Below are 19,774 nucleotides of genomic sequence, written 5' to 3'. Positions count from 1 at the left end.
GCGTCGCGTCACTCCGGCCGGGGGCGGCTGCGCGGCGCAAACGGTCGTTGATCGCCGCGCCCAGTCCTTGTTCCGGCACCGGCGCGACAGCAATAGGGCGGCCAAGGGAATCGGCGTCATGCAAAACGGCAAACAGGCGTGCGGCGGCCTCGGTCAGATCCCCTGTTGCTGACAGCGTTAGGGGGGCGTTTTCGCAATCGGGGCCAAACCCGATCCAGATTTCGTCATCCATGGGGGCCGAGATGTTCAGCCGAACCTGCGCACGCGGCGCATAATGCGAGGCAAGCTGTCCCGGCGCAGTGATGTTCTGCGGCGCAGGGCGGGCAGGGGAGAGGGTGCAAACCTGCGCAATGTCCTCGCGGCTGATACCGCCTTCGCGCAACAGCACCGGCTGCCCTGCCTCAAAGCCGATGATCGTCGATTCTACCCCCACAGCGCATGTCCCGCCATCCAGCACTGCCGCGATGCGCCCTGCCAGCCCCGATAAAACATGCGCAGGCGTTGTCGGGCTGATTCTACCCGAAGGGTTGGCGGAGGGTGCGGCGACCGGGCCGCCGAATTCTGACAAAAGCGCCTGTGCTACAGGATGCGCCGGAACGCGCAGCGCCACAGTCGGTAAGCCTGCGGTGACGGCAGGGGCCAATCCATGCCCTGCGCGCAACGGGGCAACCAGCGTCAATGCGCCCGGCCAGAATGCCTGCGCCAGAAGTCTGGCCGTGTCGGGCAACAGGGCCAAGTGTTCTGCGGCGGCAAGGGACGCGAGATGCACAATCAACGGGTTAAATGATGGCCGGCCCTTGGCGGCGAAAATGGCAGCAACTGCATCCGGGTCGCGCGCATCGCCTGCCAGACCATAGACGGTTTCGGTTGGCATTGCGACCAGCTTGCCCGCCGCCAGCAAGCGTGCGGCACGCGCAATTCCATCGGGCTGCGCCCCAAGGATCTCTGTCTTCTGAACCGCTTCTTTCATTTTCGTGACGCCGCGTTTAGGTTTGGGTTTCTGCCTGTGCGCGCTAAGACGTTGACAACGCGCTGTCATATGCGCTTGATCTGCGTTTGCCAAGACAGGCCGACCCTTTGCCCAAAGGAGCCACCAATGCCCTACCGCGCCCCGCTTCGCGATTTCACCTTTCTACTGGATCACGTCGTCGCCTTCGATCAGGTGCGCCAGACAGACCGATTCAGCGAAGCAACACCCGAGACAACCAAGGCAATTCTGACCGAAGCGGGTAAATTGTGCGAAGAGGTGCTTGCCCCCTTGCAGCGTGTGGGCGACCAGCATCCGGCGCGACTGGAAAACGGCGTGGTGTGCACCAGCCCCGGATTTGGTGCCGCCTTCGCGGCTATCGCAGACGGAGGCTGGCTGGGTATGACGGCTGATCCCGAGTATGGCGGGCTTGGATTGCCGCAGACGCTTGCGACCGCGGTCAATGACATGATGTCCGCCGCTTGCCTGTCCTTGCAGCTTGCACCGCTGATGACACAAGGCCAGATCGAGGCTTTGGAACACCATGCCGATGATACGCTGAAGGCGCGGTTCCTGCCCAAGCTAAACTCCGGGGAATGGTGCGGGACGATGAACCTGACCGAACCACAGGCGGGCAGCGATGTCGGCGCGTTGCGCACCAAGGCGGAACCGAATGCCGATGGCAGCTATGCGATTTCGGGCCAGAAGATTTACATCAGTTGGGGCGACAACGACTTCACCGATAATGTCTGCCATCTGGTTCTCGCGCGCCTGCCCGACGGCGCACCGGGAACGCGCGGGATCAGCCTGTTCATGGTGCCAAAATTCATTCCCGATGCAGACGGCAATTCCGGCGCGCGCAATGGGCTGCGCGTGGTCAGTCTGGAACACAAGCTGGGCCTGCACGGCTCGCCCACGGTAGTGATGGAATATGACCGCGCCACCGGCTGGCTGGTGGGCGCGCCGCATCAAGGCATGGCGGCCATGTTCACGATGATGAACAATGCCCGCGTCGGTGTCGGGGTGCAGGGCATCGGGGTTGCAGAAGGGGCCTATCAGCACGCGCTTGGCTTTGCGCGCGACCGCAAGCAAGGCAAGACGCCCGTAACCGGGTCGGGCGCAATCGTCGAGCATGCAGATGTGCGGCGCGCATTATCCGTGATGAAAGCCGAGATATTCGCCATGCGCGCCATTGCGTTGGCCAATAGTGTTGCGATTGATATGGCACGCGCCACGGGTTCGGATGAATGGACCGCCCGCGCCGCCCTTCTGACCCCGATCACCAAGGCACATGGCACCGATATCGGGTGCGAAGTGGCAAGCGCAGGGATGCAGGTGCATGGCGGCATGGGCTTCATCGAGGAGACGGGCGCCGCGCAATACCTGCGCGATGTGCGCGTGACAACGATTTATGAGGGCACGAACGGCATTCAGGCGATGGACCTTGTCGGGCGTAAAATGATGGACAGCGGCGAGGCCGCCTTTCGGATGCTGCAAGATGTCGAGGATTGCGCCGAATCCGCGCGTGCCCTGTTGCCCGATCTGGCCGAGAATGTCTGGCAGGCGGCCGAAAGCCTGCGCGAGGCGACGGAATGGCTGGTCGCCCAAGATATGCAGGACCGCTTTGCCGGGGCCACGGCCTATCTGCGCGCTTTTGCCCGCATCTTGGGCGCACATTACCACCTGAAAGCCGCAATGGCCGAAGATGGACCGCGTCGCGCTTTGGCGCGCATCTTTATCACGCGCGTCTTGCCGGAACATATCGGGCTGCTGGCACAGGCCCGCGCCGGTGCAAGCGCCCTTTATGCGCTGAGCGACGAAGATCTGGCCGCGTGATGGACGGCACTGAAGCCACCGGTTTGCGCTACCCGTTCGAGCAAGCCCCAGACGAGGGGTGCACCACAGAAATTGCGCCCGGTGTGTTATGGGCGCGCCTGCCACTGCCGATGGCGCTGGATCATGTGAATGTTTATGCGCTGGATGATGGCGACGGCTGGACAATTTTCGATACCGGTTTCGACACGTCACGCACGCGGGGCATATGGGCAAAGTTGTTGGCCGGTCCCTTGCGGGGCAAGCGTGTCCGGCGGGTGATTGCCAGTCACCACCACCCCGACCATATCGGGTTGGCGGGCTGGTTTCAGGCCGATGGTGCCGAATTATGGGCCAGCCGCACCGCGTGGTTATTCGCCCGTATGCTGGTGCTGGATGAACAGGACCGCCCCGCGCCTGAAACGGCGGCGTTCTGGCGCAAGGCCGGTATGGACCCTGAAATTCTGGAGCGCCGCATGGATGAGCGCCCCTTCAATTTCTGCGATGTCGTGGCTCCGATGCCGCTTGGGTTTCATCAGTTGCGCGCGGGGGGTGTGTTTCATGCCGCAGGTCGTGATTGGGACATCCGGTTGGGGCAGGGCCATGCACCCGATCAGGTGACATTATGGAGCCGCGATTGCAATCTGGTGTTGGGGGCAGATCAACTTCTGCCCTCAATCTCGCCCAATCTGGGCGTCTACGCGACCGAGCCAGAGGCTGACCCGGTTGCTGACTGGCTGCAAAGCTGTGCTGCATTCCAGCATGTTGCGCGCGCGGATCAACTGGTGCTGCCGGGCCACAAGCTGCCCTTTACGGGATTGCCGTTGCGTTTGCGCCAGAAGATCGAAAATCACCACGGGGCACTGCGCCGCCTTCGTGCCCATCTGACAACGCCGCGCCGCGCGTCTGAATGCTTTGCGCCCCTGTTCAAGCGCCAGATCACTGACGGGGTCTATGGCCTTGCATTGGTCGAGGCGGTGGCCCATCTAAATCATCTGGTGGCAACAGATCAGGCGCTGCGCAGCACAGACGCTGACGGGGTCTGGATGTGGCAGACCAAAAGCTAGATGCATGCCTGCCTCAAAGGGGGTGACAGGCGCGCATTGATCGGCTATCGGAAAGTGAAAAGGTGAATCTGCAGGGGGCCAATATGGCAGAGCAAAAGCACGAACATGGCAAGATGGATATTTCGGAACAGGAGAAGACCTTTAACGGCTTCGTCCGTTGGTCCGTCTGGGGGGCAGCGATCAGCATTGGCGTTCTGATCTTCCTTGCCCTTGCAAATTCCTGACCCCGCGCAGGCAGGCAAGCAAGGTTAAAACATGACAGTTTCAAGCAGCGTCCGGGATCTGCGCGGGTCAGTCACGGCTATTTTTCTTCTGTGCGCGCTGTTTCTGCTGTCGGCTTGCGGCCAGCAGATATGGGCCTCGGACGCCGAGGTGCAGGCAGCACGTCATCACCATGGCGGCGCGCCCGAACTGACCCTTGTGACGATCATGAATTACGCGTCCAAGCGGGGCGATCACACGGCGCTGTTCATCAATGGATCAGAGCGTGTGATTTTTGATCCGGCAGGAAGCTGGACACTGGCCACGATCCCGGAACGCAATGATGTGCATTTCGGCATGACCTATGCCGCGGGCGCGTCATTCTATGCAAGCCATGTGCGCCCCTCACATTACGCGGTGGTGCAGCGTCTTGTCGTCTCGCCCGAAGTGGCAGAGCAGGCAATGGCTTTGGCGCTGCAAGCAGGCCCTGTGCCTCCAGCGCGCTGCGCGTCGGCAACATCTGCACTCTTGCGCAAGCTTCCGGGTTTTGACGGCATCAGATCGACAATCTTTCCGCAGGCATTGATGGGCAGCTTCGCACAATTGCCCGGCGTGCAGACCTATGAGTTGCACCATGATGCGCCGGAGTATCAGGCCAATCTGTTGCGGGTACAGCAACCGCTGTGACTTTCTTATGACGGATTTCATCTATGCGCCGCCCGATGCGGCCCCTGTTATCCTTCATGAAGACCATGAACTGGTTTTCGTGGACAAGCCTGCGGGGCTTTTGTCCGTACCGGGCAAGGGCGCGCATATGGCCGACTGCCTGATCGCGCGTCTGCGCGGGGTGTTTCCCGAAATCCTGCTGGTGCACAGGCTTGATCTGGACACCTCTGGGGTCATGGTCTTTGCCCGCACGCCGCATGCGCAGCGCCATCTGGGATTGCAGTTCGAGAAGCGCCAGACCCGCAAGACCTATATCGCGCGTGTCGCCGGACAGGTTCAAGCGCGCTCGGGGCATGTGGACCTGCCCTTGACGGTGGATTGGCCGAACCGCCCGCGTCAGATGGTGTGCCACGACACAGGGCGCAGCGCGCAAACCGACTGGGCGCTGATGCGTCATGAAGACACCGGGTCACGGTTGCGGCTGATGCCTGTCACCGGGCGCAGCCACCAGTTGCGGGTTCACATGCTGGCAATCGGCCATCCTATTTTAGGTGATCCGCTCTATGCCTGCGGCGCAGCGCGCGCATATCCGCGCCTGATGTTGCATGCCAAGGAATTGCGCCTGCGCCACCCCGATGGTGGGCGCGGCGTGACTATTTCTGCGCCAGTTCCCTTCTGAGACGGTAAGGAAGGGGGCTGCCGCCCCCTCTTGCGCCAAGGCGCAATTCACCCCTGCAAGTATTTGCTGCAAGAAAATGATTGATAGGTATTGCCTATCGAATAACGGATTTCTGATATTGATAAAGAGTTGATCCTTTGGCAGCACAGATAAAAGCTAGCAAAGGGTCAGCGAGATGGCATTGGATCAGGCGAATGGCAAAGGGGTCTGGAAATCGGGCCGCGGCAAGGGGCGGCATACGCCCAAGGGCCGGCAATACGAGGATCAGGCGCTGGCAGAGGTGCAGGGCTTGCTGGGCGCGCATCCCCGCAGGCGCGATCTGCTGATCGAGTTTCTGCATCTGTTGCAGGACGAATATGGCCATCTGTCGGCGCGCCATCTGCGCGCGCTGGCCCATGAGATGCGCCTGTCCATGGCTGAAATCTGGGAAGTTGCCAGTTTCTATGCGCATTTTGATCTGGTCAAGGAAGGCGAGGTGCCGCCGCCCGCGCTGACGGTTCGGGTGTGCGACTCGCTGTCTTGTGAATTGGCCGGGTCAGAGGCTTTGTTCTCGGCGCTGGAGGCTGGCATGGACCCGTCACAGATACGCGTGGTGCGTGCACCCTGTATGGGGCGCTGTGATACAGCACCTGTGCTGGAGCTTGGGCATTATCATATTGATCATGCAACGCCTGAAAAGCTGCAATCCGCGATTGATGCGGGTGCGACGCATGCGCTTATTCCGGCCTATCAGGACTTGGCATCCTATCAGGCAGAGGGCGGCTATGCCGTGCTCTCGGATCTGAGGGCGTCGGGCGATTGGGAAGCGGTACAGGAGATGGTGCTGTCCTCTGGCCTGCGCGGGCTTGGCGGGGCCGGTTTTCCGTCTGGCAAGAAATGGGGGTTCGTGCGGGCCAATGCCGGGCCGCGCTATTTGGCGGTGAATGGCGATGAGGGCGAGCCGGGCACCTTCAAGGACCGCTATTATCTGGAACGCACGCCCCACCTGATGCTTGAGGGCATGCTGATTTCCGCATGGGCTGTCGAGGCAGAGCGCTGTTATATCTATATGCGCGACGAATATCCTGCCGTGCTTGAGATATTCCGCCGCGAGATTGCAGCGCTGGAGGGGGTCGGGCTGGTTGCGCCGGGCTATATCGAGCTGCGCCGCGGTGCTGGCGCCTATATCTGCGGCGAAGAATCCGCGATGATCGAATCGATTGAGGGCAAGCGCGGGCTGCCGCGCCATCGCCCGCCCTATGTGGCGCAGGTGGGTTTGTTTGACCGACCCACTTTGGTGCATAATGTCGAGACGTTGCATTGGGTGGCGCGGGTGTGCCGCGAAGGGCCGGAGATTCTGAGCGCGGTCAAGAAGAATGGCCGCACAGGGCTGCGCAGCTATTCGGTTTCCGGACGCGTGGCGACGCCGGGTGTCTACCTGCTGCCCGCAGGCTCAACCATCCGCGATGTGATCGTGGCGGCGGGTGGCATGGCTGAAGGTCACAGGCTGAAAGCATATCAACCGGGCGGGCCGTCATCGGGCCTGCTGCCTGCCAGCATGGATGACGTTCCGCTGGATTTTGACACGTTGCAGCCACATGGCACCTTTATCGGATCGGCGGCTGTGGTCGTGCTGTCTGATCATGAGAGCGCGCGCGATGCCGCCCTGAACATGCTGCGGTTTTTCGAGGCAGAGAGTTGCGGTCAATGCACACCCTGTCGCGCAGGCTGCGAGAAGGCGGTCAAACTGATGCAGGCAGATACGTGGGACCAGCCCTTGCTCGAAGAGTTGTGCATGGTGATGCAAGACGCCTCGATCTGCGGGCTGGGGCAGGCGGCACCGAACCCGATCCGGCTGGTTATGAAACATTTTGCGGATGAGGTCTGAGCCATGAGCAGCACAGTAACATTCACACTTGACGGACGCGAAGTCACAGCGGATGCGGGGCAGACCATCTGGGAAGTGGCAAACGGCCGTGGGCTGGTGATCCCGCATCTGTGCCACAAGCCTGCACCCGGCTATCGCCCGGACGGTAATTGCCGCGCCTGTATGGTCGAGATTGAGGGCGAGCGCGTGCTGGCGGCAAGTTGCATTCGTGAACCGGCGGACGGAATGGTGGTGCATACCGACACCACGCGCGCCAAAACCGCGCGCAAGGCGGTGATTGAATTGCTGCTGGCCGACCAGCCAGAGCGCGCGGCCTCGCATGATCGGGGCAGCCATATCTGGGATATGGCGGACGCAACTGGTGTCACCCAAAGCCGCTATCCGACACTGGAAGCGGAGCGTATTCCGCTGCTGGATGACAGCCATGTGGCGATGCGCGTCAATCTGGATGCCTGCATCCAATGCGGTCTGTGCGTGCGCGCCTGCCGCGATGTGCAGGTCAACGATGTGATCGGCATGGCCGGGCGTGGGCATGACGCCTATCCGGTGTTTGATTTTGACGACCCGATGGGCGAAAGCTCCTGTGTGGCGTGTGGCGAATGTGTGCAGGCCTGCCCGACTGGCGCGCTGATGCCCGCCACCATCATGGATGACGCGCAAATGGGCGACAGCACCGATTTCGACCGCGAGGTGAAATCGGTCTGCCCCTTCTGCGGGGTGGGCTGTCAGGTCAGCCTGAAGGTTAAGGATGACAAGGTCGTCTATGTCGACGGGATTAACGGGCCTGCCAATGAAGGGCGGCTTTGCGTCAAGGGGCGGTTCGGGTTTGACTATATCCATCACCCCCACCGCCTGAGCGTGCCGCTGATCCGGCGCGACGGCGCGCCGAAGGGGCTGAACGTGGACCCCGGTAATTGGCATGAGGTGTTCCGAGAGGCGACTTGGGATGAGGCGCTTGACGCTGCCGCCAAGGGATTGGGGGGCTTGCGTGCCACGCATGGCGGGGCCAGCGTTGCAGGCTTTGGCAGTGCCAAATGCACCAATGAGGAAGCCTATCTGTTCCAACGCCTGATCCGCGAAGGGTTTGGCCATAACAATGTCGATCACTGCACGCGGCTGTGTCATGCCTCGTCTGTGGCGGCGCTGATGGAGAATGTCGGATCGGCGGCTGTAACGGCCACGTTCAACGAGATCGAAAATGCCGATGTGGCGATCGTGATCGGGGCCAACCCGACCGAGAACCACCCTGTTGCAGCGACATATTTCAAGCAATTCACCAAACGCGGTGGCAAGCTGATTATTATGGACCCGCGCGGGCAGGCATTGGCGCGCCACGCCACCCATATGCTGCAATTCAAGCCCGGCGCGGATGTGTCCATGCTGAATGCAATCATGCATGTGATCGTGGAAGAAGGGTTGTTTGACACCCAGTATATTCAGGCCATGACCGAGAATTGGGACGCGATGCGCACCCATTTGGCCGATTTCGCGCCTGAAAAGATGGAGGCGATCTGCGGTATTCCAGCCAATACCTTGCGCGCGGTTGCCCGTGATTTTGCCGGTGCAAAAGCGGGCATCATTTTCTGGGGCATGGGGATCAGCCAGCATATTCACGGCACGGACAATTCGCGCTGTCTGATCAGCCTTGCGCTGATGTGCGGCCATGTGGGCCGCCCCGGCACAGGGTTGCACCCGCTGCGCGGGCAGAACAATGTGCAAGGTGCCTCTGATGCGGGTCTGATCCCGATGTTCCTGCCAGATTACCAGAGCGTCATGGATGACACCTTGCGCGGGCGCTTCAGCGCATTGTGGAACGGGGCAGAGTTTTCGGCCGAAAAGGGGCTGACCGTGACCGAGATTCTGGATGCTGTGCATGACGGCCAGATCAAGGGCATGTATATCTTGGGGGAAAATCCGGCCATGTCCGACCCCGATGTTACCCATGCGCGCGAAGCGCTGGCGAAGCTAGATCATCTGGTGGTGCAGGATATTTTCCTGACAGAAACCGCGAACTTTGCGGATGTTATCCTGCCTGCTGCGGCGTTCTACGAGAAATCCGGCACGGTCACCAACACCAACCGTCAGGTCCAGATGGGGCGGCCCGCGGTGCCGCCACCGGGGCAGGCGCGCGAGGATTGGGCGATTACGGTGGAGCTTGCAGGCCGATTGGGTCTGGATTGGGGCTTCACCCATCCGTCGCAGGTGTTTGCCGAGATGAAGCAGGGCATGAAAAGCCTTGATAACATCACATGGGACAGGCTGGAGGGGGAGGGCGCTGTGACCTATCCGTCCCTTTCGCCCACAGACCCCGGCCAGCCGATTGTGTTCGCCGATGCCTTTCCGCGCGCGGAGGGACGAGCGAAGTTCACCCCTGCCAGCGTGATCGCGCCCGATGAGTTGCCCGATGCCGAATATCCGATGGTGCTGACCACGGGGCGCCAATTGGAGCATTGGCATACAGGGGCGATGACCCGGCGCTCGAAAGTGCTGGACGCGGTAGAGCCAGAGGCGAATTGCTCGCTGCATCCCTCAACCCTGCGCCATCTTGGGGTTGAGCCGGGCGGGATGGTGCGCCTGTCTACGCGGCGCGGCTCCATCACGGTCATGGCGCGCGCAGATCGTGCAGTCAGCCCTGACATGGTGTTCCTGCCCTTCGCCTTTGTCGAGGCGGCGGCGAATATTCTGACCAATCCGGCGTTGGACCCTTATGGCAAGATACCAGAGTTCAAATTCGCCGCCGTTCGGGTCGATGCCGTCAAAGACACGGTTGCGGCAGAATAAAGAAGGGGCGCCAGTGGCGCCCCTATTTCGTTCAAGCTGACCGGCGTTGTCGGTCATTTGCACCGCTGGGTTTGCCACCCGCGCCAGTGCGTTTGCCAAAGCTTTTCTGGCGTGGCTTGCGCGCTTGCCCATCGCTGTCACCATGACGGGCCGGACGCTGACCGCCGCCGCCATTGCGTTTGCGTGCGGCCGAACGTGCCGGGCCTGCCAGATCATCTGCCCAAGCGGCACCACCCGCGACAGCAAGCGTGATTTTCATCAGCTTCTCGATCGCGCGCAGATCACCCATTTCGGCAGGGGCACAAAATGCCATTGCGCGACCTGATGCACCGGCCCGTGCTGTGCGGCCAATACGGTGCACATAATTCTCGGGCACTTCGGGCAGGTCGAAGTTGTAGACATGGCGCATGTCAGGAATATCGATCCCACGCGCGGCCACATCCGTGGCGACCAGTACCTTGATCTTGCCTTCACGGAAGCCCTGCAAGGTGCGCTCGCGCTGGCCCTGTGACTTGTTGCCGTGAATGGAACCTGCGGGAATGCCCCAGCCATTGAGCAGTTTCATCAGCTTTTCGGCCCCATGCTTGGTGCGCGAGAAAACCAATGCGAGGTCTTCTGGGTGCTCCTTGAGATAGCCTTCAAGCACGCGCGCCTTGTCGCCTTGTGGCACAAAATGCACCGACTGGTCGATCTTATCCGCAGGTTTGCCCGGCGACGAGACCTGAATACGCTCTGGGCGGTCCAGATAGGCGTCCGCAATCTCGTTCATCTGCTTGTTCATCGTGGCCGAGAACATCAGCGTCTGGCGATCCTTGGGCAGCAAGGCTGCAATCTTGCGCAGCGCATGGATAAAGCCAAGGTCCAGCATCTGGTCGGCTTCGTCCAAAACCAGCATTTGCGTGGCTTCCAGCGACAGCGCGCGGCGGTCCAGCAGGTCCAGCAGACGCCCTGGCGTTGCCACCAGAATATCGCAACCCTTGGCGAGTTTCTGAATCTGTGGACCAATGCCTGCACCGCCGACAACGCGCTGGACTTTCAGCGGTGTCTTGAGCGCAAACTTGTTCAGTGTTTCCGCGATCTGGTTGACCAGTTCGCGGGTCGGCGCAAGGATCAGCGCCTGTGTGGTTTTCGGTTCAGGGCGGCCAGCGCCCAGCAGTGCATGCATGACAGGCAGGCCAAAAGCCAGCGTCTTGCCCGTGCCGGTCTGTGCCAGCCCCAGAAGGTCACGGCCCTGCATGATCATCGGGATCGCACGGGCCTGGATCGGGGTGGGGGTGCCGAAACCCTGAGCTTCAAGGCTCGTCATCAGCACCGGGCGCAGCCCGAACATGGTAAAATCAGTCAAAATCTGTCCTCTCACGGCCTGCAATACGCAGGCGCAATGCCCCTGATTGCTCAGGGGCGGGTTTGGGGGCGCATGGTCTATGCGCCGCCCCCCACGCGTGATGTCGGGAAGCTGTTGTCGGGCCTCATGCCCTGACTGCAACACTCAATCTAGCTCACGCGGCAAGTTGCAGATGGTGTGCAGATGGGGGGTTCTGACCCGAAAGTCAAGTATTCAATGCGGGTCGGGCTGGCGCGCCGCGAGTGCCAACACCCCTGCAAGGCCACACATTGCGATTGGAAACATGGTGAAGACGCCAAAGCCGAAGGTGAAATACATCCCCGTCGCCGAGATCAGCAACAACACCCCTGCTGCCAGATTGGCCGAGCGCGCCATTGCACCGCCCGCAATCGCAAGCACAGGTGCAAGCAGACTCATCGCACGGATCAGCCCCATATTCGCAACCCCACCTGTGTATTCAGCCAGTTCAGGATAGCGAATCAGCAAATCGGTGTAGCCGAAGCTGAAAAAGCCCACCAGCATGCCCCATAGCCCACCAATGAGTCCCAGTGTCAGGGCGGCATTGCGCATATTCTCAGCATCCTTCTTAATGATGGGCAAAACTGCGCCATGATCGACAGATATATGCAAAGGCCTTGCGTTTTAACCCGTCTATGGCAAAATTCTATTTGGGATGACAGACTTTCTAAGACCGCCTCTGTTTTCGCAGCCGGCCAAGGAAGCGCTGGCTGAACGGCCCGTGGGCAATTTCGTCACGGGGAGCGACAACGAGGAGAAGGCCGATGCCGACAGGCACTGTAAAATGGTTCAATACATCCAAGGGTTACGGGTTTATTGCGCCTGATGATGGCGGCAAGGACATATTTGTGCATATTTCCGCAGTGGAACGCGCGGGCCTGACGGGCTTGGCGGATGACCAGAAGATCGCCTATGAACTGCGCGCCGGTCGGGATGGTCGGGAATCCGCCAGCGATTTGCAGTTGCTCTAGGCCATCGATGGGCGCGCGGATTAGCCGAGGCCAAGCGCGCCCTGAACATCAGCCTTCCAGCCTAGATAGAGCGTGCCCTTCGCGCGAATGACGGGGCGCTTCATCAGTGCAGGGTGTTGCGTCAGCAGGCTATCTGGTGACGCAAGGCGCGCCTGTTCATCCAAGCCCCGCCATGTGGTCGAGGCGCGGTTGACAAGCGCGTCGCCGAATGCGGCGATAAATTCCTGGCGTTCCTCTGGTGTCAAAGGATCTGCACGGATGTCACGGAACTGCGCATCGGGCAGGGCCTTGATGGCTTTGCGGCATGTATCGCATGTCTTGAGGCCGTAGATTATGGTGGTCATGGGCGCTTCTCCTGCTTTTTGTGGGGTGATTACAGGAGCAGCGCGCGCGCTGCCACCTGATTTCAACTTACCGAGCAATGCGGTGCACACGCCCTCTTTCAGGGACCACGGAAACCCGCTAATGCACAGCGCCATGGCCAAGCTGTATTTTCATTTCTCGACCATGAATGCGGGCAAATCGACCGTGTTGCTACAGGCTGCGCATAATTACCGCGAGCGGGGCATGGTGCCGCTTTTGCTGACGGCGGCGCTGGATGATCGCGCGGGGCCGTCGCGGATTGCGTCGCGCATCGGGATCGGTGCGCCCGCGCAGACCTTCACCGCAACCACAGACCTGTTCGCCAGCCTTGCCGCCAGCGTCGAGGCGGGGCCGGTGCATTGTGTCTTTATTGACGAGGCACAATTCCTGACGCAAGCGCAGGTCTGGGACTTGGCGCGCGCAGTAGATGATCTGCACCTGCCGGTCATGTGCTATGGGTTGCGGGTCGATTTTCGGGGCCAGCTTTTCCCCGGTTCTGCTGCGTTGCTCGCACTTGCGGATGAGATGCGTGAAGTGCGCACAATCTGTCATTGCGGCAAAAAGGCCACGATGGTGGTGCGGATGGGGCCAGATGGCGTGGTGGTGAAAGATGGGGCGCAGGTGCAGATCGGCGGCAATGAAACCTATGTTTCGGTCTGTCGGCTGCATTGGCGCGAAGCGATGGACGCCGCAGATCAGGGCTGATTTGCGTCGAACAAGGCAAGGGTTGCGCGCAAGAATGCGTCGCGCGTGGCAGCACGTTCCATCAGCAATTCATGCAAGGCGCCCTGATAAACCTCCAGCCGCCCATTCGGCCAGCCTGCCATGCGCCCCTCTATTGCCGGTGCCGAAACCAGCTTTTCGCGCGTCCCAACCCCGCAAAAGGCCGCAACCTTCGGTGCAGGCAACAGTTGCAACGCCGCCGTTTCGGCCAGTGCAGCGGCCAGCCAGCGCAGACTTGGCGCGCCAAGGCGCAGTTGTGTGTGCGCCTGCACCTGTGCCTGCATCCAGGCATAGGTTTCGGCGTCCCCCGTCAGTTCATTATTGTCGAACGGGTTTTCCCACAGCCGAAATTCGACGCCCGCGCCGGGCACTTCGCGCTGGTCCAGTCTGCTCATCCGCAGGGCGGCGCGCATCACAGCAATGGCGCGACTGGTGGTGCTGTTGAGCGGCAGGCCCCACATGGGGGCGCTGAAACTGGCCGCCTGCGCGGGAAATCCATCTATAAGAGCGCGCAGGGCAATACAGCCGCCCATGGAATGCGCCAGCACAAAGCGCGGCGCATCTGGCGCGAAACGGTCGAGCACCTTGCGATACGCGGCCACGTCGAGTTGAAACTGCGCAAAATCCTGCACGTCGCCCAGCAATGGCCGGTCTGTCAGCCGGTCGGACAGGCCCTGACCGCGCCAGTCAATCGCCGCAGCCCCATACCCGGCGGCCGCCAGATCGGTGATGACGCGCCCGTATTTCTCGATAACCTCGGTGCGGCCGGGAAAGATTGCGACCATGCCCTTTGGCCCCGCTGGCCAAAGGGCGACGCGCAACTTTGTGCCCCCCTCTGCCTGCGTCCAGATGACCGAGTGGGGCGGCGGCGCATCTGCGATGTCGGCAAAAAAGGGCGCGGTGTCCGGCATCAGCTCAGGGCTGCGCCAAGCTTCATGGCCATGCCCATGTCGCCCTCGACCTTGAGTTTGCCGGACATGAACGCCATTGTCGGGTTCACATCACCTTCGATGATGCCCTGAAAGGTTTCTGCATTGGCAATCATCGTCACATCGGCGGGGTCATCACCTGCGCGGACACCGGATTCGTCGACCATGATCGACCCTTCGCCTGTGATCTCGAATTTTGCTGTTCCTTCAAACCCGTCTGACATGCGCTTGCTTAGCGCGGCGATGGCGTGGGTGATGATATCGCTCATGATCTGCTCCGTTTTGTGATGAGACGCGTATGGATTCGCGCATCAAATGCGCTACACTTGGTACTATGATGATGCGCACCGCTTTTCTCAATCCTATCGTAGCGGCATTTGCCGGGTTTTTGATGCTTGCGCCTGCGCAAGCCACTGACATGGACCCATCTGGCGAAGTTGCGAGTCTGCTGGAGCAACTCCGCGACCCAAATCAAGAGGCATGGCAGCGAATCGAGCGGCAGATCATTCGGCAATGGTCGCGGTCTGGCTCGGCCAGCGCTGATCTGTTGTTGCAACGCGGGCGTGATGCGTTGCGCCGGGGTGACAGTGTTGCAGCGATTGAACATTTCACGGCGCTGATCGATCACGCGCCAGATTTCGCCGAAGGGTATCATGCGCGCGCGACTGCGTGGTTCATGGATGGCAAGGTTGGGCGCTCTCTCGCCGATCTTCAGGATACACTCAGCCGCAACCCGCATCATTTCTCTGCCCTGACAGGTCTGGGCCGTATTTTTGAGGATCTGTCTGAATATGAGCGCGCAAAAGAAGCCTACCTTGCTGCCGAAGCTATACACCCGCATCGCAATGACGTAAAAGCCGCGCTCGAACGGCTGGAACGCCGTTTGGGCGGTGTCACACTCTAAGTGACCTGATCACGACCTTGAGGGGGTAGGGCAGATGAACATGCGCGCGCAGTCGAGGGCTGTTGCGGTGCTCGGACCCACGAATACCGGCAAAACACATTACGCAATCGAGCGCATGTTGGCGTATCGCACGGGGGTGATTGGCCTGCCGCTGCGGCTGCTTGCGCGCGAAGTCTATGACAAGATCCGCGCACTGCGCGGCCCTGATTGTGTGGCGCTTGTCACGGGGGAAGAGCGGATCGTACCGGATCGCACCCAATATTGGGTCTGCACGGTCGAGGCGATGCCGCTGGAAATCGGCGCCGATTTCGTGGCCATTGACGAAATCCAACTGTGCAACGACCCCGACCGCGGCCACGTATTCACGGACCGCCTGCTGCATGCGCGCGGCTTGCACGAGACGTTGTTCATGGGGTCCGACACGATGCGCAGCGCGATTGCTGCACTGGTGCCGGGTGTGCAGTTTCAACACCGCGAGCGGATGTCGCAACTCAGCTACTCAGGTTCCAAAAAGATAAGCCGAATGCCTGCACGCAGCGCAATTGTGGGGTTCAGTGTTGAGAATGTGTATGCGATTGCAGAGCTGATCCGCCGTCAGAAAGGCGGCTGCGCCGTGGTTATGGGCGCGCTGTCGCCTCGGACGCGCAACGCGCAGGTGGAACTCTATCAAAATGGCGACGTCGATTATCTTGTGGCGACAGATGCCATCGGGATGGGCCTGAATCTGGACATCAAGCATGTGGCCTTTTCGGCGACACGCAAATTCGACGGGCGGCGCATGCGGCCCCTTGGGCCGGATGAATTGGCTCAGATTGCAGGCCGGGCAGGGCGTTACCAGAATGATGGAAGTTTCGGTGTGACAGGCGAAGCGCGCCCCCTGCCGGATGAAGTGATCGCGGCCATCGAGAACCACCAGTTCCTGCCCGTGCGCAAGCTGCACTGGCGCAATGCGCGGCTGGAATTTGGCACGCCCGAGCGGCTGATTGCCTCGCTTGAGGCGCATACCAATAACGACTGGCTGACACGCGCGCGCGATGCAGATGATGTGGTTGCGTTGAAAACCTTGCTGGATATGCCCGAAACACGCGACCGTCTGCGCGACCCGCGCGATCTGCGCCTGTTGTGGGATGTCTGCCGTGTGCCCGATTTTCGCGGCATCTCGCCTGCGGAACATGCGGCCCTGTTGGGGCAGGTATTCGACTTCCTGCACGGTGCCGGACGCATTGATCCGGATTGGCTGGGGCGCAATATTCAGCGCATCGACCGCACCGAAGGCGATATAGATGTTCTGTCAAAACGACTGGCGTATATTCGCACATGGACGTATATCGCGCAGCGCAAGGCGTGGGTCGATGACGAAAAGCATTGGCGCGAGGCGACTCGCGCTGTAGAAGACCGCTTGTCAGACGCGCTGCACGCACGTTTGACGCAAAGATTTGTTGACCGGCGCACCAGTGTTCTGCTGCGCCGGTTGAAGCAGAAGGAGAGCCTTGTGGCTGAGGTGAATGACAAAGGCGAAGTGACGGTCGAGGACGAATTGATCGGTCGGCTGGAAGGGTTCCGCTTTCGGCAGGACCAGACCGCCAGCGCAGATGAAGCAAAAACGCTGCGGCAGGCCTCTCTGGCGGCGCTGACGCCGTTGTTCCACCTGCGCGCTGACAAGTTCTACAATGCCGCCGATACCGAGTTCGATTTCACCGAACAGGGCGGGTTGATGTGGGGCGATTCGGCTGTCGGCAAGCTGGTGCGCGGCGATGACGCGATGCGCCCGCAAGTGCATGCTTTCGTCGATGACGAGGCAGGCCATGATGTCACCGAAAAGGTGCGCCGCCGGTTGCAGCATTTTATCGACCGCAAGATCGCCGCCCAGTTCGAGCCGCTTTTGAACATGTCCCGCGATGAGGCGCTGAACGGTCTGGCGCGCGGCATTGCCTTTCAGCTGGTCGAAGCGATGGGCGTGATCCCACGCGAACGCATTGCCGCAGATATCAAGGCGCTGGATCAGGATGCGCGCGGGCTGTTGCGCAAGCATGGCGTGCGGTTCGGGCAATACACGATCTTTCTGCCGCTGTTGCTGAAACCCGCGCCCACACGGCTGCGTCTGGTTTTACGCTCGCTCGCCGAAGGGCTTGACGAATTTCCCGAAAGCCCGCCTCCGGGGCTTGTTACGATCCCGCATCTGACCGAGGTGCCTTCGGATCACTACACTATGGCGGGCTATCGCCCAGCGGGCGCGCGCGCCATCCGGATTGATATGCTCGAGCGGCTGGCCGACCTGTTGCGCGCTTGTGACAGCAGATCCGGTTTTGAGGCGACGCCTGACATGCTGTCGATCACCGGCACCACCTTGGAGCAATTCGCCGATCTGATGGAAGGGCTGGGCTACAAGGCCGAGCGCGCGGAGCGCGCCAAGGCCAAGCCGGAACAGCCCGCAGTGGCAGAAGATGCTGTGCCAGATGCACCGGACGCGCCAGCACCTGACACAGACACATCTGCGCAAGCGCCTGAGCCTGCTGTGGCTGAACCAGAAGTGGCCGCAGCGCCAGAGTCCGGCGCGCAACCGGCCGAGACAGCAGAGGCTGACCCACCAGAGGTGTTTTTCACCTTCACATGGGCGCCGCGCCCGCGCAAAGATACGCGCCCGCAGAATAAATCGCAGGATGCGCGGCCCAAGGGGGCCAAACCCAAAGGGGCCAAGCCAAAAGGCAAGAAGCCAGAGGCAAAACGCGAGTATGCGGCCTCGTCCTCGCCGCGCAAGTCGGACCGGATCGATCCTGACAACCCGTTTGCAGCGGCGTTGATGGGGTTGAAGACCAAAGGCTGACTGCGTGACAGAACCACGCCCGACGCTCAGGCTGGACAAATGGTTGTGGCAGGCGCGCTTCGTGAAATCGCGCGCGCTGGCCGCAAAGCTGGTCGAACGTGCCGGGGTGCGGGTGAACGGCAATCGCATTGCCAAACCAGCCTATAATGTGGGCGCGGAGGATGTGCTGACATTTGCTGTGGGGGAACGCATTTGCGTTGTGCGTATTCTTGCCTTGGGCACGCGCCGTGGCCCGGCACCCGAAGCGCGCACACTTTATGAAGACCTGTCGCCCCCTGCGCCACCCAAGGATATGTCGCGCCCTGTTCCTGTCTCTGGCGGGCGCCCGGACAAGCGCGACCGTCGCCGATTTGCCGCAGGACGGCCGGATGCGCTTGATTGATTGCAGGGGCTGGATTATGTCCCCTGTCGACCCCTAGCGCATTCGCGCGGATACCCAGACTGAGGATGGCTTCATGACCTATGTGGTGATCGACAACTGCATTGCCTGCAAATACACCGATTGTGTCGAGGTCTGTCCGGTGGATTGCTTTTATGAAGGCGAAAACATGCTGGTCATCCACCCGGATGAATGCATCGATTGTGGTGTCTGTGAACCCGAATGCCCCGCCGATGCCATCCGCCCCGATACCGAGCCGGAGATGGAGCCATGGGTCGAATTCAACCGGAAATATTCCGAAAAATGGCCTGTCATTATCACCAAGAAAGACCCGCTGCCCGAAGCCACGGACCGCGATGGCGAAACCGGCAAGCTTGACAAATATTTCTCGGAAAACCCCGGCGAGGGCGGCTGAGGTAAAATTCTGCTCTCATGACTGTGTCACATAACCATCACCAACATGCTTTGTTTTTCGGCAGTTTTGTGATATAGAATCATGATGATTATGAAACCGTCCCGTAGCGGCAGTTAAGCGAGCTGCCGCTTTTTTGCCGACTTCAGACTGGCTGTCACAGGAACCTTGGTATCCTGCAGTTGTTCTGTTGTCATATATCGGGCCTTGTGGGGAAGATGTGAATGTCAAAAACGAAAAAATCCGAGTTTCGCGCCAATGAATACGTGGTGTATCCTGCGCATGGCGTGGGGCAGATCGTTTCCATTGAAGAACAGGAAATTGCCGGGCTGAAACTGGAACTTTTCGTCATTTCGTTCGAGAAAGAGAAAATGACCCTGCGCGTGCCGACCAACAAGGCCGTCACAGTGGGCATGCGGTCACTGGCCTCGCCAGAGCTTGTGGACAAGGCGCTTGCGACCCTGAAGGGCAAAGCGCGTGTCAAGCGGGCCATGTGGTCGCGCCGTGCGCAGGAATATGAACAGAAGATTAACTCCGGTGATCTGCTGGCCATTGCCGAAGTGGTGCGCGATCTGCACCGCAGCGATGACCAGCGCGAGCAGTCCTATTCCGAGCGCCAGTTGTATGAAGCTGCACTCGAGCGGCTGACCCGCGAAGTTGCTGCCGTTGTCGGTGGCGATGAAGCGATCGCGCAAAAGCAGGTGAATGACATGCTGGTCTCGCGCGCTGCCTGATTGCGGTGCTGATCGACCTACAGACAAAACGCCCGCATTTGCGGGCGTTTTTCATGTTTGTCCAGTGTGCAAGGGGCTTGCGGCTGCCCATCCCACTGGTCTAAGACGCGCTAAGCGTGATACGAATATCGG

19 protein-coding genes and 1 pseudogene are annotated in these 19,774 nt (G+C 60.6%); 14 read left to right on the top strand and 6 right to left on the bottom strand.

Annotated elements, in window-relative coordinates; all coding sequences use genetic code 11:
• Positions 1–19 precede the first annotated feature (19 nt).
• Positions 20–970, bottom strand: a pseudogene (locus BD293_RS10360) (L-threonylcarbamoyladenylate synthase); the annotation flags it as partial.
• A 126-nt stretch (positions 971–1,096) separates the two neighbouring features.
• On the opposite strand from BD293_RS10360, the gene BD293_RS10355 reads away from it, so the two are divergent.
• The 7 genes from BD293_RS10355 (at position 1,097) to fdhF (ending at position 10,040) form a co-directional block, all read left to right on the top strand.
• The gene (locus tag BD293_RS10355; RefSeq protein ID WP_142081442.1) at positions 1,097–2,803 is read left to right on the top strand and encodes an acyl-CoA dehydrogenase; all 1,707 of its coding nucleotides are present in this window, start codon (positions 1,097–1,099) and stop codon (positions 2,801–2,803) included.
• Positions 2,803–3,846, top strand: a complete 1,044-nt coding sequence (locus tag BD293_RS10350) for an MBL fold metallo-hydrolase (RefSeq protein ID WP_142084503.1) — start codon at positions 2,803–2,805, stop codon at positions 3,844–3,846. Before BD293_RS10355 ends, BD293_RS10350 begins: the two co-directional genes overlap by 1 nt.
• Positions 3,847–3,929: 83 nt before the next feature.
• Positions 3,930–4,070, top strand: coding sequence for an aa3-type cytochrome c oxidase subunit IV (locus tag BD293_RS10345; protein WP_142081440.1), 141 nt, complete (start codon positions 3,930–3,932; stop codon positions 4,068–4,070).
• Positions 4,071–4,101: 31 nt separating this feature from the next.
• Positions 4,102–4,734 (top strand): hypothetical protein, encoded by a 633-nt coding sequence (locus tag BD293_RS10340; RefSeq protein ID WP_142081438.1) that lies wholly within the window; start codon positions 4,102–4,104, stop codon positions 4,732–4,734.
• A 7-nt stretch (positions 4,735–4,741) separates the two neighbouring features.
• The gene (locus tag BD293_RS10335; RefSeq protein WP_142081437.1) at positions 4,742–5,392 is read left to right on the top strand and encodes a pseudouridine synthase; all 651 of its coding nucleotides are present in this window, start codon (positions 4,742–4,744) and stop codon (positions 5,390–5,392) included.
• A 175-nt stretch (positions 5,393–5,567) separates the two neighbouring features.
• A complete protein-coding gene (locus BD293_RS10330; protein ID WP_142081435.1) occupies positions 5,568–7,259 on the top strand; it encodes an NAD(P)H-dependent oxidoreductase subunit E in 1,692 nt (563 codons plus the stop codon).
• Positions 7,260–7,262: 3 nt separating this feature from the next.
• Positions 7,263–10,040 (top strand): formate dehydrogenase subunit alpha, encoded by a 2,778-nt coding sequence (fdhF, locus tag BD293_RS10325; RefSeq protein WP_142081434.1) that lies wholly within the window; start codon positions 7,263–7,265, stop codon positions 10,038–10,040.
• 31 nt (positions 10,041–10,071) lie between these two features.
• On the opposite strand, the gene BD293_RS10320 is transcribed toward fdhF, so the two are convergent.
• Together BD293_RS10320 and BD293_RS10315 are read right to left on the bottom strand one after the other, a co-directional pair.
• Positions 10,072–11,385 (bottom strand): DEAD/DEAH box helicase, encoded by a 1,314-nt coding sequence (locus tag BD293_RS10320; protein WP_425467925.1) that lies wholly within the window; start codon positions 11,383–11,385, stop codon positions 10,072–10,074.
• A gap of 213 nt (positions 11,386–11,598) precedes the next feature.
• On the bottom strand, positions 11,599–11,955 hold the full coding sequence (locus BD293_RS10315) for a hypothetical protein (protein ID WP_142081432.1): 357 nt from the start codon (positions 11,953–11,955) through the stop codon (positions 11,599–11,601).
• Positions 11,956–12,167: 212 nt separating this feature from the next.
• Here BD293_RS10315 and BD293_RS10310 point away from each other — a divergent pair, with 212 nt between their 5' ends.
• Positions 12,168–12,374 carry a cold-shock protein gene (locus BD293_RS10310; protein WP_142081431.1) on the top strand — a complete coding sequence of 69 codons (207 nt, stop codon included), beginning with the start codon at positions 12,168–12,170 and terminating at the stop codon, positions 12,372–12,374.
• Between the two features lie 20 nt (positions 12,375–12,394).
• Here BD293_RS10310 and BD293_RS10305 read toward each other — a convergent pair whose 3' ends face one another.
• Complete coding sequence (locus BD293_RS10305; RefSeq protein ID WP_142081429.1) at positions 12,395–12,718, bottom strand: arsenate reductase family protein; 324 nt, start codon at positions 12,716–12,718, stop codon at positions 12,395–12,397.
• A 133-nt stretch (positions 12,719–12,851) separates the two neighbouring features.
• Between BD293_RS10305 and BD293_RS10300 the strand changes: the two genes are divergently transcribed.
• On the top strand, positions 12,852–13,442 hold the full coding sequence (locus tag BD293_RS10300) for a thymidine kinase (protein WP_142084499.1): 591 nt from the start codon (positions 12,852–12,854) through the stop codon (positions 13,440–13,442).
• On the opposite strand, the gene BD293_RS10295 is transcribed toward BD293_RS10300, so the two are convergent.
• Positions 13,433–14,371 carry an alpha/beta fold hydrolase gene (locus BD293_RS10295; protein WP_142081427.1) on the bottom strand — a complete coding sequence of 313 codons (939 nt, stop codon included), beginning with the start codon at positions 14,369–14,371 and terminating at the stop codon, positions 13,433–13,435. The two genes, BD293_RS10300 and BD293_RS10295, sit on opposite strands and share 10 nt — an antisense overlap.
• On the bottom strand, positions 14,371–14,658 hold the full coding sequence (locus BD293_RS10290; protein WP_142081425.1) for an SCP2 sterol-binding domain-containing protein: 288 nt from the start codon (positions 14,656–14,658) through the stop codon (positions 14,371–14,373). The genes BD293_RS10295 and BD293_RS10290 overlap by 1 nt, the downstream gene beginning before the upstream one ends.
• A gap of 29 nt (positions 14,659–14,687) precedes the next feature.
• On the opposite strand from BD293_RS10290, the gene BD293_RS10285 reads away from it, so the two are divergent.
• The 5 genes from BD293_RS10285 to BD293_RS10265 all read left to right on the top strand — a co-directional run bounded on the left by BD293_RS10285 (position 14,688) and on the right by BD293_RS10265 (position 19,642).
• Positions 14,688–15,293: a tetratricopeptide repeat protein gene (locus tag BD293_RS10285; RefSeq protein ID WP_246086267.1), complete on the top strand. Its 606-nt coding sequence runs from the start codon at positions 14,688–14,690 to the stop codon at positions 15,291–15,293.
• A gap of 40 nt (positions 15,294–15,333) precedes the next feature.
• Positions 15,334–18,117, top strand: coding sequence for a helicase-related protein (locus BD293_RS10280; protein ID WP_142084495.1), 2,784 nt, complete (start codon positions 15,334–15,336; stop codon positions 18,115–18,117).
• 4 nt (positions 18,118–18,121) lie between these two features.
• A complete protein-coding gene (locus tag BD293_RS10275) occupies positions 18,122–18,499 on the top strand; it encodes an RNA-binding S4 domain-containing protein (protein ID WP_142081423.1) in 378 nt (125 codons plus the stop codon).
• A gap of 73 nt (positions 18,500–18,572) precedes the next feature.
• Positions 18,573–18,911, top strand: coding sequence for a ferredoxin FdxA (gene fdxA / locus BD293_RS10270; protein WP_142081421.1), 339 nt, complete (start codon positions 18,573–18,575; stop codon positions 18,909–18,911).
• Between the two features lie 221 nt (positions 18,912–19,132).
• Positions 19,133–19,642, top strand: coding sequence for a CarD family transcriptional regulator (locus BD293_RS10265; protein ID WP_142081418.1), 510 nt, complete (start codon positions 19,133–19,135; stop codon positions 19,640–19,642).
• Positions 19,643–19,774 lie beyond the last annotated feature (132 nt).

The sequence above is a fragment of the Roseinatronobacter monicus genome (genome assembly GCF_006716865.1).
Classification (GTDB): Bacteria; Pseudomonadota; Alphaproteobacteria; order Rhodobacterales; family Rhodobacteraceae; genus Roseinatronobacter; species Roseinatronobacter monicus.
The sequence above is the reverse complement of the archived record's forward strand: the minus strand, read 5'-3'. Positions and strand labels throughout refer to the sequence as shown.